At 74.7% G+C, this 14,294-nt stretch carries 16 protein-coding genes; 10 read left to right on the forward strand and 6 right to left on the reverse strand.

Annotated features, from left to right (window positions below):
- Positions 1–4: 4 nt before the first annotated feature.
- Positions 5–1,894: an AAA family ATPase gene (locus ACI79T_RS01280; RefSeq protein ID WP_456608232.1), complete on the forward strand. Its 1,890-nt coding sequence runs from the start codon at positions 5–7 to the stop codon at positions 1,892–1,894.
- 193 nt (positions 1,895–2,087) lie between these two features.
- Here ACI79T_RS01280 and ACI79T_RS01285 read toward each other — a convergent pair whose 3' ends face one another.
- Positions 2,088–3,215 (reverse strand): NDMA-dependent alcohol dehydrogenase, encoded by a 1,128-nt coding sequence (locus tag ACI79T_RS01285; RefSeq protein ID WP_456608233.1) that lies wholly within the window; start codon positions 3,213–3,215, stop codon positions 2,088–2,090.
- 169 nt (positions 3,216–3,384) lie between these two features.
- Here ACI79T_RS01285 and ACI79T_RS01290 point away from each other — a divergent pair, with 169 nt between their 5' ends.
- Together ACI79T_RS01290 and ACI79T_RS01295 are read left to right on the forward strand one after the other, a co-directional pair.
- A complete protein-coding gene (locus ACI79T_RS01290; protein ID WP_456608234.1) occupies positions 3,385–4,827 on the forward strand; it encodes a bifunctional 3-(3-hydroxy-phenyl)propionate/3-hydroxycinnamic acid hydroxylase in 1,443 nt (480 codons plus the stop codon).
- A gap of 28 nt (positions 4,828–4,855) precedes the next feature.
- Entirely contained in the window at positions 4,856–5,059 is a 204-nt protein-coding gene (locus tag ACI79T_RS01295; protein WP_456608235.1) for a hypothetical protein, read from the forward strand.
- Between the two features lie 17 nt (positions 5,060–5,076).
- Here ACI79T_RS01295 and ACI79T_RS01300 read toward each other — a convergent pair whose 3' ends face one another.
- The 3 genes from ACI79T_RS01300 to mftR form a co-directional block, all read right to left on the reverse strand.
- A complete protein-coding gene (locus ACI79T_RS01300; protein ID WP_456608236.1) occupies positions 5,077–5,508 on the reverse strand; it encodes a DUF1707 SHOCT-like domain-containing protein in 432 nt (143 codons plus the stop codon).
- A 44-nt stretch (positions 5,509–5,552) separates the two neighbouring features.
- Positions 5,553–6,785 (reverse strand): pre-mycofactocin synthase MftD, encoded by a 1,233-nt coding sequence (gene mftD, locus ACI79T_RS01305; protein ID WP_456608237.1) that lies wholly within the window; start codon positions 6,783–6,785, stop codon positions 5,553–5,555.
- Positions 6,786–6,913: 128 nt separating this feature from the next.
- Positions 6,914–7,498, reverse strand: a complete 585-nt coding sequence (gene mftR, locus ACI79T_RS01310; protein ID WP_456608238.1) for a mycofactocin system transcriptional regulator — start codon at positions 7,496–7,498, stop codon at positions 6,914–6,916.
- Positions 7,499–7,625: 127 nt separating this feature from the next.
- On the opposite strand from mftR, the gene mftA reads away from it, so the two are divergent.
- The 5 genes from mftA to ACI79T_RS01335 all read left to right on the forward strand — a co-directional run bounded on the left by mftA (position 7,626) and on the right by ACI79T_RS01335 (position 11,380).
- Positions 7,626–7,745 carry a mycofactocin precursor MftA gene (gene mftA / locus ACI79T_RS01315; protein WP_269192365.1) on the forward strand — a complete coding sequence of 40 codons (120 nt, stop codon included), beginning with the start codon at positions 7,626–7,628 and terminating at the stop codon, positions 7,743–7,745.
- 14 nt (positions 7,746–7,759) lie between these two features.
- Positions 7,760–8,071: a mycofactocin biosynthesis chaperone MftB gene (mftB, locus tag ACI79T_RS01320; RefSeq protein WP_456608239.1), complete on the forward strand. Its 312-nt coding sequence runs from the start codon at positions 7,760–7,762 to the stop codon at positions 8,069–8,071.
- Complete coding sequence (mftC, locus tag ACI79T_RS01325; RefSeq protein WP_456608240.1) at positions 8,068–9,300, forward strand: mycofactocin radical SAM maturase; 1,233 nt, start codon at positions 8,068–8,070, stop codon at positions 9,298–9,300. The genes mftB and mftC overlap by 4 nt, the downstream gene beginning before the upstream one ends.
- 130 nt (positions 9,301–9,430) lie before the next feature.
- The gene (locus ACI79T_RS01330) at positions 9,431–10,387 is read left to right on the forward strand and encodes an AAA family ATPase (protein ID WP_456608241.1); all 957 of its coding nucleotides are present in this window, start codon (positions 9,431–9,433) and stop codon (positions 10,385–10,387) included.
- Between the two features lie 69 nt (positions 10,388–10,456).
- Positions 10,457–11,380 carry a vWA domain-containing protein gene (locus ACI79T_RS01335; RefSeq protein WP_456608242.1) on the forward strand — a complete coding sequence of 308 codons (924 nt, stop codon included), beginning with the start codon at positions 10,457–10,459 and terminating at the stop codon, positions 11,378–11,380.
- Between the two features lie 47 nt (positions 11,381–11,427).
- Here the strand turns inward: ACI79T_RS01335 and ACI79T_RS01340 are convergent, their stop codons facing one another.
- Positions 11,428–11,907 carry a pyridoxamine 5'-phosphate oxidase family protein gene (locus ACI79T_RS01340; RefSeq protein ID WP_456608243.1) on the reverse strand — a complete coding sequence of 160 codons (480 nt, stop codon included), beginning with the start codon at positions 11,905–11,907 and terminating at the stop codon, positions 11,428–11,430.
- Between the two features lie 37 nt (positions 11,908–11,944).
- Complete coding sequence (locus ACI79T_RS01345) at positions 11,945–12,322, reverse strand: YchJ family protein (protein ID WP_456608244.1); 378 nt, start codon at positions 12,320–12,322, stop codon at positions 11,945–11,947.
- A gap of 98 nt (positions 12,323–12,420) precedes the next feature.
- Here ACI79T_RS01345 and ACI79T_RS01350 point away from each other — a divergent pair, with 98 nt between their 5' ends.
- Together ACI79T_RS01350 and ACI79T_RS01355 are read left to right on the forward strand one after the other, a co-directional pair.
- Positions 12,421–13,413, forward strand: a complete 993-nt coding sequence (locus ACI79T_RS01350; RefSeq protein WP_456608245.1) for an ATP-binding cassette domain-containing protein — start codon at positions 12,421–12,423, stop codon at positions 13,411–13,413.
- Entirely contained in the window at positions 13,414–14,292 is an 879-nt protein-coding gene (locus ACI79T_RS01355; RefSeq protein ID WP_456608246.1) for an ABC transporter permease, read from the forward strand.
- The last annotated feature ends 2 nt before the right edge of the window (positions 14,293–14,294 follow it).

Consider the following 14,294-nt stretch of genomic DNA (forward strand, 5'->3'; position numbering starts at 1 on the left):
CCCGGTGCGCGTCGGACCTGCGGTGCCCGGCCCGGTCATCGGGCTGCGGCGGGAGCGCGAGGTGCTCACCGTCGCGCTGCGGACCAACCGGCACGTCGTCCTCGAGGGGCCGCCGGGGACGGGCAAGTCCACCCTGCTGCGCGCCATCGCCGGCGAGGCCGGCCAGGACGTCGTCTTCGTCGAGGGCAACGCGGAGCTGACCCCGGCACGGCTGGTCGGCACCTACGACCCGGCCGCGGTCATGGCCGAGGGCTACGTGCCGGGCAGCTTCACCGACGGCCCGCTGCTCACCGCCATGCGCGGCTCGGGCCTGCTCTACCTGGAGGAGCTCAACCGCATCCCCGAGGAGACCCTCAACGTCCTCATCACCGTGCTGACCGAGGGCGAGATCGCCGTGCCGCGGCTGGGCACCGTGCGGGCGACCGGCGGCTTCCGGCTCATCGCGGCCATGAACCCGTTCGACGCGATCGGCACCGCGCGGGTCGGGCAGGCGATCGCCGACCGGATGTGCCGGGTGGTCCTCGGCTACCAGGACGAGCCCGCCGAGCAGGCGATCGTCGAGGCGGTCACCGCCGCGGAGCCCCGGCCGGTGGCGCTCGCGGTGCGGTTGGTGCGGGCCACCCGGGACCACCGCGACCTGCGCACCGGGTCGTCGGTACGCGGCGCGATCGACCTCGTCCTGCTGCTCGACGGCCTGCTCGACCTGCGTGGCATCGGCGGTCTGGCCGACGCCGGTGCGCGCGAGGCGGCGCGGGACGCGCTGCACGCTGCGCTGTCCGGCCGGATCAAGGTGACCGAGGGGGTCGAGCGGACACCGGAGAGCGTCCTCGACGAGATCCTGGACCGGGTGTGGCCGGCCGACGCCGGCGCTCCGCCCGACGGGTCGCCCGGCGCGCCCCCGGCCCTCGCCGGGGACGGCCCGGGAAAAGCGGGAGGCCTGCCGCCTGAGGCGGCAGGCCCGGATGCAGGGGGCGCCCCGCGCGAGCGGCCGGGCCGGCGCGGCCCGCGGCAGACCTCGCGGCGGGAGCTGCAGCTGCGGCACGCCTCGTTCGACGAGGTCAGCCCCGAGGTGGGGGAGCTGGACGAGGACGCCTTCGCCGCGGTGATGGGCGCCGACCCCGACGCGGCCGCCGCGCTGCTGGCCGATCTGGCCCTGGCCACCGACCGGGAGCTCCGCTCGGCCGCGCGCCGGCTGGCGGCGCGGGTGTTCGTGCAGGTCGGCCGGGTGGGCAGCGCCCGCGTCCGGGGGACCCGGCGCCTGGTACCGACCCGTGGCGGGGACGGCGACCTGGACCTCGACCGCACGCTGGACCGCTGGAGCGGGCCGTGGCCGCCCGCGCCCGAGGACACGGTGACCCGGCGGTGGACCGGATCGCGCCGGGCCGTGTGCCTGGTGGTCGACCGGTCGGGCTCGATGAGCGGGCTGGGGGTGGCGATCGCGGCGGTGGCCGCCGCCGGCGTCGTCCTGGCGGCCGGTGAGCGGCTGGAGACCAGCGTGCTGGCCTTCGCCGACCGGGTGGAGGTGCTGCAGCAGCACGGTCGGCACCGCTCCGCCGAGGACCTGGTGCTCGCCCTCGTGGGGCTGCGCGGGCACGGGACGACCGACGTCGCCGCCGCCCTGCGGGAGGCGGCGGCGCAGCTGCGCACGGCGGCGCACGCCGACGAGCGGGTGGTCGTGCTGCTGTCGGACTGCCTGGCCACCGCGGGCGACGCCGCCGAGTCCGCGCTGGCCGGCATCGACCGGCTCGACGTGCTCTGCCCGCTGCCCGACGGCGGCCCCGAGGCCGAGGCGCTCACGGCGTCCCGGGCGCTGGCCGCGCGCGGCGGCGGGTCGGTGGCCCCGGTCCGGTCGCTCACCGACCTCGGCCCCGCGCTGACCAGGCTGCTCGCCTGAGCCGCACCCGCGTCGAGCCCGCCGCCCGCGGTAGGTGTCGCTCCGCGACGGTCGGACTCTGCCCACTCCTGCTGGGCAGAGTCCGAAGCGCGCCGAGAGGGGTGTTCTCCGGGCAATCCGTCTCTGCCCACCCAGGGTGGGCAGAGACGGACCAGCGCGGATCAGGACCCGTGGGGGACGAGCCCCGCGGGGGTCAGCGGTCGGCGTCGGTGTAGACGATCATCCCGCGGATGTTCTTGCCGTCGCGCATGTCCTCGTAGCCCTGGTTGACGTCCTCGAGGGAGTACTTGGTCGTCACCAGCTCGTCGAGCTTGAGCTGGCCCTCCTGGTAGAGCGAGAGCAGCTCCGGGATGGCGTTGCGCGGGGCGAGGCCACCGAAGATGGCGCCCTGCAGGTCCTTCTGCAGCAGGGTCAGCTCGAACAGGCTGAGCTTGACGTCGACGTTGGCGGCGTTGCCCATGCCGGTGACGACGGCGCGGCCGCCCTTGCCGGTCACGCTGAGGGCGGCCGCGACGTCCTCGCCCTGGATGTCGCCGACGGTGATGATCGTCTTCTCCGCCATCCGGCCCCAGGTCAGCTCGTTGATCGCCGGGGTGGCCTCCTCGATGTTCGCGAAGGTGTGGGTCGCGCCCATGTCCATCGCCCACTCCCGCTTCTGCGCCACCGGCTCGATGACCATGACCCGCTTCGCGCCGGCCGCGGCCGCGCCCTGGACGGCGTTCATGCCGACGCCGCCGACGCCCATGATCACGACGTTCTCGCCGGGGCGGACGTCGGCGACCTTGGTGGCCGAACCCCAGCCGGTGGTGACCCCGCACCCGACCAGCGCCGCCACCTCGAGCGGGATGTCCGGCTCGATCTTCACCACCGAGGCCTGGTGCACGGTCATGTACGGGGAGAACGTGCCGAGCAGGCACATCGGGATGACGTCCTTGCCGCGGGCCTGCACGCGGTAGCTGCCGTCGGAGATCGACGTGCCGGCCAGCAGGTTGGCGCCCAGGTCGCAGAGGTTCTGCTGCCCGCGCGAGCACGGCGGGCACTGCCCGCAGGCCGGGATGAACGCGGTGACGACGTGGTCGCCCTCCTTGAGCCCGCTGACCCCCGGCCCCACCTTGGTGACGACGCCGGCGCCCTCGTGCCCGCCGATCACCGGGTAGAACGCGACCGGGGTGCCGCCGGTGACCAGGTGCTCGTCGCTGTGGCACAGGCCCGATGCGGCGAGCTCGACCTGGACCTCGCCCTCCCGCGGATCGCCGATCTCGATCTCCTCGACCGACCAGTCCTCGCCCACGCCCCACAGGATCGCGCCCTTGGTCTTCACCCAGGTCTTCCTTCCGTCGGCCCGCGTCGTCGCGGGTGCCCGGGCACACGTCGCAGCGGCGTGTGCAGTGCGTCACAGACTGCGGAGCCGGGCGCCCGCCCGTCAAGGCGGGGCAGGTGTGGTGCAACGTGCTGCAGCGACGGGGGCGGGCGTCGGCGAGACTGGCGGCATGCCCGGCGCCCCCGTCCTCGTGGTCGGGGCCGGCCCGGTCGGGTTGACCGCGGCTCTGCTGCTGGCCCGGCGGGGGCTCGACGTCCTCGTCCTGGAGCGGCACGCGGCGCCCTATCCACTGCCGCGTGCGGTGCACCTGGACGACGAGGTCTTCCGGGCGCTGCAGGCCGCCGGGGTGGCCGACGACGTCGCCGCGCGTTGCCGGCCGATGGCCGGGTTGCGGCTGCTGGACGGCGCACACCGGGTGCTCGCGGAGTTCCGCCGGGCCCCGGACGCCGGCGCGCACGGCTGGCCGCAGGGGTCGTTCGTCCACCAGCCCGACCTGGAGGAGGTGCTGGCCGCCGCGGTGGCGTCGACGCCCGGGATCGAGGTGCACCGCGGCAGCGAGGTGACCGGGCTGCAGCAGTACGGCGCCGCGGTCACCGTGCGGGTGACCGACCGGGCGACCGGGGCGGACCGGTCCGTCCGGGCGGCGGCGGTGCTGGGCTGCGACGGCGCCGGCAGCACCGTCCGGGAGCTGATCGGGGCCCGCATGCGCGACCTCGGCCCGGCCGACCGCTGGCTCGTCGTCGACGGGCGATCAGCCCAGCCGCTGCCGGTCTGGCCCGGGGTGCACCAGGTGTGCGACCCGCGCCGGGCGGCCACGTTCATGCCGGTCACCGGCGACCGCTACCGCTGGGAGTTCCGGCTGGCACCGGGGGAGACGGCCGAGGAGCTGGCCGACCCGGGCCGGCTGGCATCGCTGCTGGCGCCCGTCGCGCAGGCGGCCGACGTCGAGGTGCTGCGGGCGGTCGAGTACACCTTCCGGGCGCAGGTCGCCGACCGCTGGCGGAGCGGTCGGGTGCTGCTGGCCGGCGACGCCGCCCACCTCACCCCGCCGTTCGTCGGTCAGGGTCTGGGGCTCGGGCTGCGCGACGTCCACCAGCTGGCCTGGAAGCTCGCCGCCGTGCTGCGGGGGGAGGCGCCGGACACGCTGCTGGACACCTACCAGGCCGAGCGGGAGCCGCACGCCCGGGCGCTGATCCGGGTGGCGCTGCTGCTGGGCGCGCTGATGACCGGCGGTGGGCGTGGTGGCGCCGTCGCCCGGCGGGCCGTGCTGGCCGCCGTCCGGCGGATCCCCGCGGTGGCCCGGCTGGCCACCGACAGCCGCACCCCACCGCTGCCGCGCGGTCCGCTCGTGGCGCGCCGGGGCCGGGCCGGCCGCCGGCTGGCCGGCACGCTGCTCCCGCAGCCGGAGGTGCTGGTCGACGGTCGCCCCCGCCGGCTGGACGACGTCCTGGGGGACGGCTACGTCGAGATCACCGCGGACCTGCGGATCCGGCGGCCGGACGGCACGGCGCTCCGGATCGAGGACCCGTCCGGTGTGCTCCGGCGCTGGCTGGGCGGGGCCGCACTGGTGCGCGTGCGCCCCGACCGCATCGTCCGGTCCGTCCGGGTGTGAGCGACCGGCCCGGGGTACCGCTCCGGCCATGAACATCGACAAGGGTCAGATCCTGCAGCTGCTGCGCTCCCAGGGCGACGACGCCAAGGCCCAGCAGGCCGACCAGGAGCTCCCCGGCCAGGTGGACACCGAGCGCGACGCCGGGCTGCTGCAGAAGTTCGGCATCGACCCGACGGACCTGGTGAAGAAGCTGGGCGGCGGCGGGGGACTGGGCGGCCTGCTCGGCCGCTGAACCCGGGCGGCCGGGTCTCAGCTACGGCCCGGCCGGCCGATGCCGATGGCGTAGAGGGTGCCGAGGACGGCGCCCGGGGGCAGCGCCACGTAGAGCCACCAGGGGTGGATCCCGCCCACGGTCAGCTCGAGGATGCCCCAGACGAGCAGGTTCACCAGGCTCAGGCAGAGCCAGACGACGGCGAGCACCTGCATGGCCCCGCCGGCGTCGTCGTCGCTGAACGCCCGGCGCGGGCCGGGGGGCGGCGGGAGCGCGGGCAGGTCGGCGGTGACGCGGGCCAGGTCGCCCCGGGTGCGGGCGACCCAGACGTCCTGCACCCGCTGGTCGAACTCCTGCAGGTCGAGCTGGCCGGCGTCGTGCGCACGCTGGAGCCCGGCCGCGACGTCGCTCCGCTCCGCGTCGGAGATGCGCAGGTCGTCGGGGCGCACCGGGTCCGTCACGCCGGTCATCCTCGCAGGACGACCGGCGTGACAGGGGTCAGGTGCGGCGGGGGTCAGGCCTCGCGGCGCCGGCGGGCGGGGGAGGTGGCCAGCAGGGCGTTCTCGACGGCGGTGTCGCCCAGCGCCCGCTCGAAGCCCGGCGGGACGACGAGGTCGTCGCGGCACAGGTCGGAGACCTCCGGGCGGCCGAGGCCGACCATCGCCGAGCCGAGCCCGTCGCGCAGCAGGTCGAGGACGTTCTCCACACCGGCCTGCCCGTTGGCGGCGAGGCCCCACAGGTAGGCGCGGCCGACCATGACGGCCTTGGCGCCGAGGGCGAGGGCCTTGGCGACGTCGCCGCCGCGGCGGATGCCGCCGTCGAGCAGCACCTCGATCTGCTCGCCCACCGCCTCGGCGACGGCCGGGAGCGCGCGGATCGAGGCCGGGGTGCCGTCGAGGTTGTTGCCGCCGTGGTTGGAGACCGAGATGGCGGTGACACCGGCGTCGACGGCGCGCCTGGCGTCGTCGACCCGCATGACGCCCTTGAGCATGAAGGGGCCGTCCCACTGCGAGCGCAGCCAGGCGACGTCCTCCCACGTGGGCATCGGGGAGGCGTTCCACATGCCGTACGCGCCGAAGAACGTGGGCGCCGGGTCGCCCGGCGTCGCGACCATGTTCGGGACGGTCAGGTCGGGGATGCTGCCGGTCCGCGCGAAGTCCAGCAGCCAGCGCGGCTTGACGAGCACCTGCGGCGCGTACTTCCGGGCGGCCTGGAAGTCGATCTTCTCGGGGATGAACGGGCTGCCCCAGTCACGGCCGTAGGCGAACGACCAGTCGAGGGTGGCGATCATCCCGACGGCGCCGGCCTTCCGGGCCCGCTCCATGCGGGCGAGCATCTCGTCGCGGGTGCCCACCCAGTACATCTGGAAGAAGGTCTGCGGGTTGGCCGCGACGACCTCCTCGATCGGCTTGCTGGCGAACGACGACAGCCCCATCGCGACGCCACGGGCGGCCGCGGCCCGGGCGACGGCGACCTCGCCGTCCGGGTGGACGGCCTGCACGCCGGTGGGGCTGATCAGGACCGGCATCGACATGGGCTGGCCCATGACGGTCACCGCCATGTTGCGCTCGTTGGCCAGCCCCGCGGTGTGCGGCGCGAAGCCGATCTCGGCGAACGCCGCGAGGTTGTCCTCCAGCGTCAGCCCGCGCTCGGAGCCCGCGACCAGTGCTCCGTAGACCCCCTTGGGCAGCCGCTTCTTCGCGCGCCGCTGCGCTTCGGCGACCGACTCGAACCACGCGTTGGCCATCGGAACCTCCTCGTCGGCCCGGTCGACCGGGCTGGTGGGCCGGCCCGACGGCCGGTGACACTGAGTGCCACGCTACTGCCGCGGGTGAGACCGCGGCCACACGGGGCCGCCCCGCTGCCCCGGGAGGGTCAGCCGCGCAGGCTGGGGAAGCCCGCCGCCATCTCGGCGAAGGCCTCGCGCAGGTGCGCGGCCAGGCTGGAGTCGCCGTCGGCCAGCCAGGCCTCGAACGCGGTGGTGGCCGCGGCCCGGGTGCTCGCGGCGACCAGCCGGGGGAGCAGGCCGGACGCGGGCGTCCCGGTCCGCGCGGCCACGTGCTGCGCGACCACGCGGTCGACCTCGGCGAAGCGCAGCTGGCTGTGCGCCAGCAGCGCCGGCTCGGTGAGGATCAGCCGCATGCGCTCGCGCAGCAGCGGCAGCTCGGCCTCGGGGTAGTCGTTGACCTCGACGTAGGCGGCGCACACCGTGGTGAGCACCGGCTGGGCGGGGTCCGCCGCGGCGAGCAGCTCCTCGAGCCGGGTCACGTGCCCGCCGAAGTCGCCCCAGACGGCGTCGGCCTTGGTCGGGAAGTAGCGGAAGAAGGTGCGGCGGCTGATCCCGGCGGAGTCGGCCACCTCGTCGCTGGTGACCTCCTCGAACCCGCGGACGGTGAACAGGTCGAGGGCCGCCCGCTCGACCCGGGCCCGCCCCACCGGCGCCGTCCTCGTCTGGGTCACGCGCCGCATTCTGCCCGGCCGCCCCGCGCGCGGCGGTCGGCCGGACACGCGGGGCCCGCTGTTGCCCCTGGCACCGGGTGTCACTAACGTCCGCCTCGACCATGTGACCGCGTTCACGGAGGCCCTCATGCCCGAGCCCACCCAGACCGACGTCGTCGTCCCCGAGGCGCCCGCGACCGAGGAGGCCCTCGTCGAGGAGTCGCTCGTCGAGGAGGTCTCCATCGACGGCATGTGCGGGGTGTACTGATCGACGCCGCGCCGATGACGGACGGGGCCGGCCCGGCGGCCGCGGGGGACTCCGCGTTCGACGCGGAGCTGCCCTGGCGCCGGGCCCGTTCCGTCGCGCTGCGGCCCGAGCCGTTCGGCGCGCTCGTCTACCACTTCGGCAACCGGAAGCTGTCCTTCCTGAAGTCGAAGACGCTGGTCGCCGTCGTCGAGGCGCTCGCGGAGCACCCGACCGCGGCCGCCACGCTGACCGCCTGCGGCGTCCCCGACGCCCAGCGCGGGGCCTACGTGAAGGCGCTGGCCGACCTCGCCCGCTCGCAGATGATCGAACGCCGGGAGACCCCGTGACCGCCGTCCTGCCGTCCCGCCCCACCACGCCCGAGCGCCCCACCGGCGGCCGGCTGATCGACCAGTTCGAGTACGGGCTCGACGCCCCGATCTGCCTGACCTGGGAGCTCACCTACGCCTGCAACCTGGCGTGCGCCCACTGCCTGTCCTCGTCGGGACGGCGCGACCCGCGCGAGCTCTCCACCGCCGAGGCCGAGGCGGTCATCGACGAGCTGCAGCGGATGCAGGTCTTCTACGTCAACGTCGGCGGCGGCGAGCCCACCGTGCGGCCGGACTTCTGGCACCTGCTCGACTACGCCATCGGGCACGACGTCGGCGTCAAGTTCTCCACCAACGGCATCAAGCTCGACAAGACCCGCGCGGCGCAGCTGGCCCGGACCGACTACGTCGACGTGCAGATCTCCCTGGACGGCGCCACGGCCGAGGTGAACGACCGCGTGCGCGGCACCGGCTCCTACGCCACCGCGATCCGGGCGCTGGAGAACCTGGCCGAGGCCGGGATGAAGGACTTCAAGGTCTCCGTCGTCGTCACCCGGGAGAACGCCGGGCAGCTCGACGCGTTCAAGGAGCTCACCGACTCCTTCGGCGCGCAGCTGCGGATCACCCGGCTGCGCCCCTCCGGCCGCGGAGCCGACGTCTGGGACGAGCTGCACCCGACCATGGCCCAGCAGCGCGACCTCTACCAGTGGCTGCTGGCCAACGGCGACGACGTGCTCACCGGCGACTCGTTCTTCCACCTGTCGGCGTTCGGCGAGGCGCTGCCCGGGCTCAACCTCTGCGGCGCCGGCCGGGTCGTCTGCCTGATCGACCCGGTGGGCGACGTCTACGCCTGCCCGTTCGCCATCCACGAGAACTTCCTCGCCGGCAACGTGCGCGACGAGGGCGGCTTCCAGCGGGTCTGGCAGTCCTCGGAGCTGTTCGCCGACCTGCGCAGCCCGCAGACCGGCGGCGCGTGCACCAAGTGCGCGCACTTCGACGCCTGCCGAGGCGGCTGCATGGCGGCGAAGTTCTTCACCGGCCTGCCGCTGGACGGCCCCGACCCCGAGTGCGTGCAGGGCTACGGGGAGACGGCGCTGGCTGCCCGGGACCTCGAGCTGGTCGCCCCCAAGAGCCACATCGACCACTCGCACAAGGGCCCGGTCCGCGGGCAGCCCACCCTGCTCGGCATGCCGGCGATCCCGGTCAAGCCGTGCGACGAGTCGCCGCTGGCCGGGCTGCAGCGCGGCTGATGCGGCGCCGGGCACCACGAGCCCGGTCCCGTCCCGGGGTCGGGCACCCCTGGCACCGGCACCGGGGAGCGCCGACCACCGAGAGGAGAGCGACATCTCCGACGACGACCTGAGGCTCGGCGACCCGGTGGTGACCGGCTCCAGGGTCACCGGCGACGACGGCGCATCCGTCCTGGCCGTGCGGGCCCGCGTGGCGAGGCACCTCGTGGGCCGCGAGCGCGAGCTCGATCTGCTGCTGGCCGCGGTCGCCGCCGGCCGCGACGTGCTGCTGGAGGGGCCGCCGGGCACCTCGAAGTCGACGCTCCTGCGCGCCCTCACGGCGGAGTGGGGCATCCCGCTGGTGTTCGTCGAGGGCAACGCCGACCTCACGCCCACCCGGCTGGTCGGCCACCACGACCCGTCCCGGGTGCTGCGCGAGGACTACACCCCCGCCAACTTCGTGTCCGGTCCCCTGCTCGAGGCCATGCGCTCCGGAGGCTTCCTGTACGTCGAGGAGTTCAACCGGGCGCCCGAGGACACGCTCAACACGCTGCTGACCGCGATGGCGGAGCGCCGGATCGCCGTGCCCCGGGTGGGCACGGTGGCCGCCGAGCCGTCGTTCCGGGTGATCGCGTCGATGAACCCGTACGACAACGTGGGCACGACCCGGCTCTCGACCTCGGTGCACGACCGGCTGTGCCGGCTGGCGATCGGCTACCAGGACGCCGAGGCCGAACGGGGCATCGTCGACCGGCGGACGGGCGTCGGGTCGCCGCGGCTGGTCGCCGACGCGGTCTCGCTCACGCGGGCCACCCGGCAGCGGGAGGACGTCCGCCAGGGCAGCAGCGTGCGCGGGGCCATCGACGTCGCCCTGGTCGCGGCGCAGCTGGCGGCGATGCGCGGGACACCGCTGCCGGGCGAGCCGTCGATCGAGCCGCCGCGTGGCCTGCCCGAGGCGTACACGGCGGTCGTGCTGGACGCCCTCATGCTGGCGCTGTCGGGGCGGATCTTCCTCGACGAGACGGTCGAGAGCACTCCGGAGGCGGTGCTGCGGGAGATCTGGGAGGACCACTTCCTCCTCGCCCCCGCCGCGGCCGAGCCCGGTTGAAGGGCGGTCGAGGCCGACTCCCCGGTCACCCGCCGGGACCGACCCGGTCGCCCGCGGGGTGCCCGGCCGTTGCGGCGCACGCCGAAGCAGCTCACCGAGCAGCCCACACTCTACGAGCCGTCGCCCGGCGGCCGGGGGCTCGCGCTCTCCTCCGGTGACCGGCGCCGCACCCGCGGTGGCGCGAAGGCGCCGGGGGGAAGTGCTCCCGGGACGACGGACGAGCCGGCCGAGCTCATCGCGCTCACCGACCTGGCAGCCGGCTCCACGGCCGATCAGCTCACGCGTCAGCGGGCCCGGCAGATCGCGCGCCGGCTGGCCGTCCCCCGCCCGCCGCGCGACCGCCGGCCCCGCCGGGGTGCCGGTGACCTGGTCAGCCTGTCGTGGCGCGGCGGCTCCGACGAGCTGGACCTGGAGCGGACCCTCGAGCAGATCGCCGGGATCCCGTTCCCCGAGGCGAGCGACGTGGTCGTCCGCGAGCGGGTCCGCCAGCGCCGATCGGTGGCCCTGGTCGTCGACGTGTCCGGATCCATGAAGGGTGAGCGGGTGCGCACCGCGGCCGCGACCGTGGGGGCGCTCGCGGGTGAGCTGACGCGCGACGCCGTCGCCGTCGTCGCGTTCTGGTCCGACGCCGCCGTCCTGGTGCGGTGCGGGGAGCAGGTGTCCCCGCCGGCTGTCCTCGACCTGCTGCTGCGGGTGCCGGCGCAGGGGCTGACCAACGTGACCTTCGCGCTCGAGACGGCGGCGAGGCAGCTGGCCGGTGTCCCGCCCCGGGACGCGCGGGTGCTGCTGCTCAGCGACTGCGTGCACAACGCCGGCCCCGATCCGCGGCCGACCGCGGCCCGGCTGCCGCGCCTGGACGTCCTGCTGGACGTCTCCGGTGAGCACGACGTCGAGCTCGGTCGCGACCTGGCACGGGCCGGCCGCGGGCGCGCGCGGCTGGTCCGCGACCACCGGGACGTCCCCGGCGCCCTGGCCGCGGTCTTCGCGGGCTGAGCCCGCGCCGGAGAGCGCCTCGGGCGCGGGCCGGCGCCGGAGGGCGGCTAGAGGTCGACCTTCTTGTTGTCCCCGGCGTCGATCCGCTCGCCGGTGGCCTTGGCCTTCACGAAGCTGAACGCCGTGGCGAGGCGGCCTCCGGGGCTGTCCCAGTACTCCGCCGAGTCGCCCTCGACCTTGATCAGGACGACGTCGGGGTCCTCGGGTCCGTTCGGGAACCACGCCTCCACGCCGCCGTTCCACAGTTCCTTCTTCTTGGCGGTGTCCTCGACCAGGTAGGCGTGCCCGGTCAGCGACACCCAGGTGCCACCGGAGCCGATGCCCACGTTGACCTGCGGGGACGCGGCGATGTGCGTCACCGGGTGGGAGCCGCGCTCGGCGAAGAACCAGAGGTCGCCGTCGAACTCGACCTCCTGCAGCGTCATCGGGCGGCTGGTCAGCTTCCCGCCGGGAGCGATCGTGGTGAGGAAGCCGAAGCGCTCCCCCTTGATCAGCTCGGCGACCTTGCGGGTGTCCTCGGTACTCATGCCGGGCTCGTGCCCACCGCGGTCCCGCCCGACACCCTCACGCCGCGTCGAGATACCGCCAGGCGCCGCCCTCTCGCGCGAACCGGCTGACCTCGTGCTGGCTGCCGCGCTCGCCGGCGGCGACGTACCAGGCGCGGAACTCCACCGTCCCCTCGGCGGCGAGCAGTCCGCCGCCCGTGGTGCCGAGCACGTCCAGGCCGGTCCAGCGCACGGTGGGGTCCAGCTCCACCGACGACGGGCGGGTGGTGGAGTGCCAGGACGCCAGCAGGTACGCGGCGTCGCCGACGGCGAAGGCGCTGTACCGCGAGCGCATCAGCTGCTCGGCGGTCGCCGCCGGTGCGGAGCCGTCGTGCCGCGGCCCGCAGCACTCGGCATAGGGCAGTCCGGTTCCGCAGGGGCAGCGACGAGGAGGCACCCGCCGAGTGTCCCGCCGCGCCTGCCCGTCGGCGGCCCCCGGCTGCCGGCCGGGTACTCGGTGGCGGAGCCGATCGCGGGTGGAGCATCGTGTCCGGTGTGTCAGACACCCTGAGCGGGCCGGCGATCGAGGTCCGCGGGCTCACCAAGCGCTATCCGTCCGGCAGCGGGGTGGTCGAGGCGGTGAAGGGCATCGACCTGCGCGTCGAGGCCGGCCAGACCTACGGGTTCCTGGGCCCCAACGGCGCCGGGAAGTCGACCACCATCGAGATGCTCTGCACCATCCGGAATCCCACGTCCGGCACCGCGCGGGTGGCCGGCTACGACGTCGTCCGCGAGCGTGACCAGGTGCGCCGTCGCATCGGCCTGGTCTTCCAGCAGCAGACGCTCGACCTGCAGCTCTCCGCCGAGCAGAACCTGCGTTTCCACGCCGACCTCTACGGCCTCTCCCGCGCCGAGGGCGCGCGCCGCATCGACGAGGTGCTGGAGATGGTCGACCTGGCGGACCGGCGGCACGACACCGTGACGAAGTTCTCCGGCGGCATGAAGCGGCGGCTGGAGATCGCCCGCGGCCTCGTGCACGCCCCGCAGGTGCTCTTCCTGGACGAGCCGACGATCGGGCTGGACCCGCAGACGCGTGCGGCGATCTGGGACTACCTGCACGACCTGGGACGGCGCACCGGCATCACGGTCTTCGTCACCACGCACTACATGGACGAGGCCGAGCACTGCGACCGGATCGCGATCATGGACCACGGCGAGATCGTCGCCGAGGACACCCCCGAGGCGCTGAAGTCCAGCGTCGGCACCGACCGGATCGCGCTGCGCACCGACGACGACGAGCTGGCCATCGCCCGGATCCGGGTGCGGCTGGGCATCGAGGCCGGCGTCCACGAGGGTCAGGTCACCCTCGCCGTCCCGGAGGGGGCGGCGGTCGTGCCCCGGCTCTTCACCGAGCTGGGTGTGGGCATCCGGTCGGTGACGGTGAACCGGCCCAGCCTGGACGACGTCTTCCTGACCTACACCGGCCGCACGATCCGCGACTCCGACGGCCCGCAGGGCCGCACGTTCCCGTTCGCCGGGAGGCGATGAATGACCACCCGCGACACCGCCGCACCCGCCGCCCCGGTCGGCCAGCCGCCGGACGAGGTCCGCAGCGACCTGTCCCACCAGCTGCGCGCCACCTGGGTGGTCACCCGCCGGGAGCTGCTCCGGCTCCGGCGCGATCCGGCCCGCATGCTCACCATGCTGCTGCAGCCGCTGCTGTTCGTCTTCGTGATGGGCACCGGCCTGGGCAGCATCGTGGACACCGGCGGCGACGTCAGCTTCCGCACCTTCCTGTTCCCGGGTGTCCTGGCGACGTCGGTGCTGTTCACCGCCGCGTTCGCCGGCATCTCGCTGGTCTGGGACCGGGAGTTCGGCTTCCTGCGCGAGATGATGGTCGCGCCGATCTCCCGGGGCTCGATCATCTGGGGCAAGTGCCTGGGCGGCGCGATCGTCGCCACCGTGCAGAGCATGGTCCTGCTGGCCCTGGTCGGGCTGGTCGGGATCCCCTACTCGCCGGTGCTCCTGCTCCAGCTGACCGGCTGCCTCTTCCTCGGTGCGCTGCTGCTCACCGCGCTGGGGGTGCTGCTGTCCACCCGCATCAAGACGATCCAGACGGCGATGCCGGTGAGCCAGCTGCTGATCATGCCGATGATGTTCCTGTCGGGGGCGCTCTTCCCGATCGCCGGCCTGCCCGACTGGCTGGCGCTGCTCACCCGGCTCAACCCGCTGACCTACGTGGTGCAGCCGATGCGGCAGTTCACCCTGGAGCACCTCGACCTGACCGCGGAGGCGCAGGAGCGGCTGCTGCCGGGGCTCACCTGGTTCGGCTGGGAGGTCCCGGTCGTCGTCCAGCTGGGCGCCGTCGCGGTGCTGACCCTCGGACTCGTCGCGCTGGCCGCGCGGGTCTTCCGGACGACGGAGTGACG

Source organism: Blastococcus sp. SYSU DS0619, assembly GCF_054051035.1.

Bases quoted from the DNA above. Each gene is read 5' to 3' on its own strand.
- ACI79T_RS01295 (WP_456608235.1), top strand. From the start codon at position 4,856: ATGAACATCGACAAGGGTCAGATCCTGCAGCTGCTGCGCTCCCAGGGC.
- mftB (WP_456608239.1), top strand. From the start codon at position 7,760: ATGACGGACGGGGCCGGCCCGGCGGCCGCGGGGGACTCCGCGTTCGAC.
- ACI79T_RS01290 (WP_456608234.1), top strand. From the start codon at position 3,385: ATGCCCGGCGCCCCCGTCCTCGTGGTCGGGGCCGGCCCGGTCGGGTTG.
- mftA (WP_269192365.1), top strand. From the start codon at position 7,626: ATGCCCGAGCCCACCCAGACCGACGTCGTCGTCCCCGAGGCGCCCGCG.
- mftD (WP_456608237.1), bottom strand. From the start codon at position 6,785: ATGGCCAACGCGTGGTTCGAGTCGGTCGCCGAAGCGCAGCGGCGCGCG.
- ACI79T_RS01300 (WP_456608236.1), bottom strand. From the start codon at position 5,508: ATGACCGGCGTGACGGACCCGGTGCGCCCCGACGACCTGCGCATCTCC.
- ACI79T_RS01355 (WP_456608246.1), top strand. From the start codon at position 13,414: ATGACCACCCGCGACACCGCCGCACCCGCCGCCCCGGTCGGCCAGCCG.
- ACI79T_RS01340 (WP_456608243.1), bottom strand. From the start codon at position 11,907: ATGAGTACCGAGGACACCCGCAAGGTCGCCGAGCTGATCAAGGGGGAG.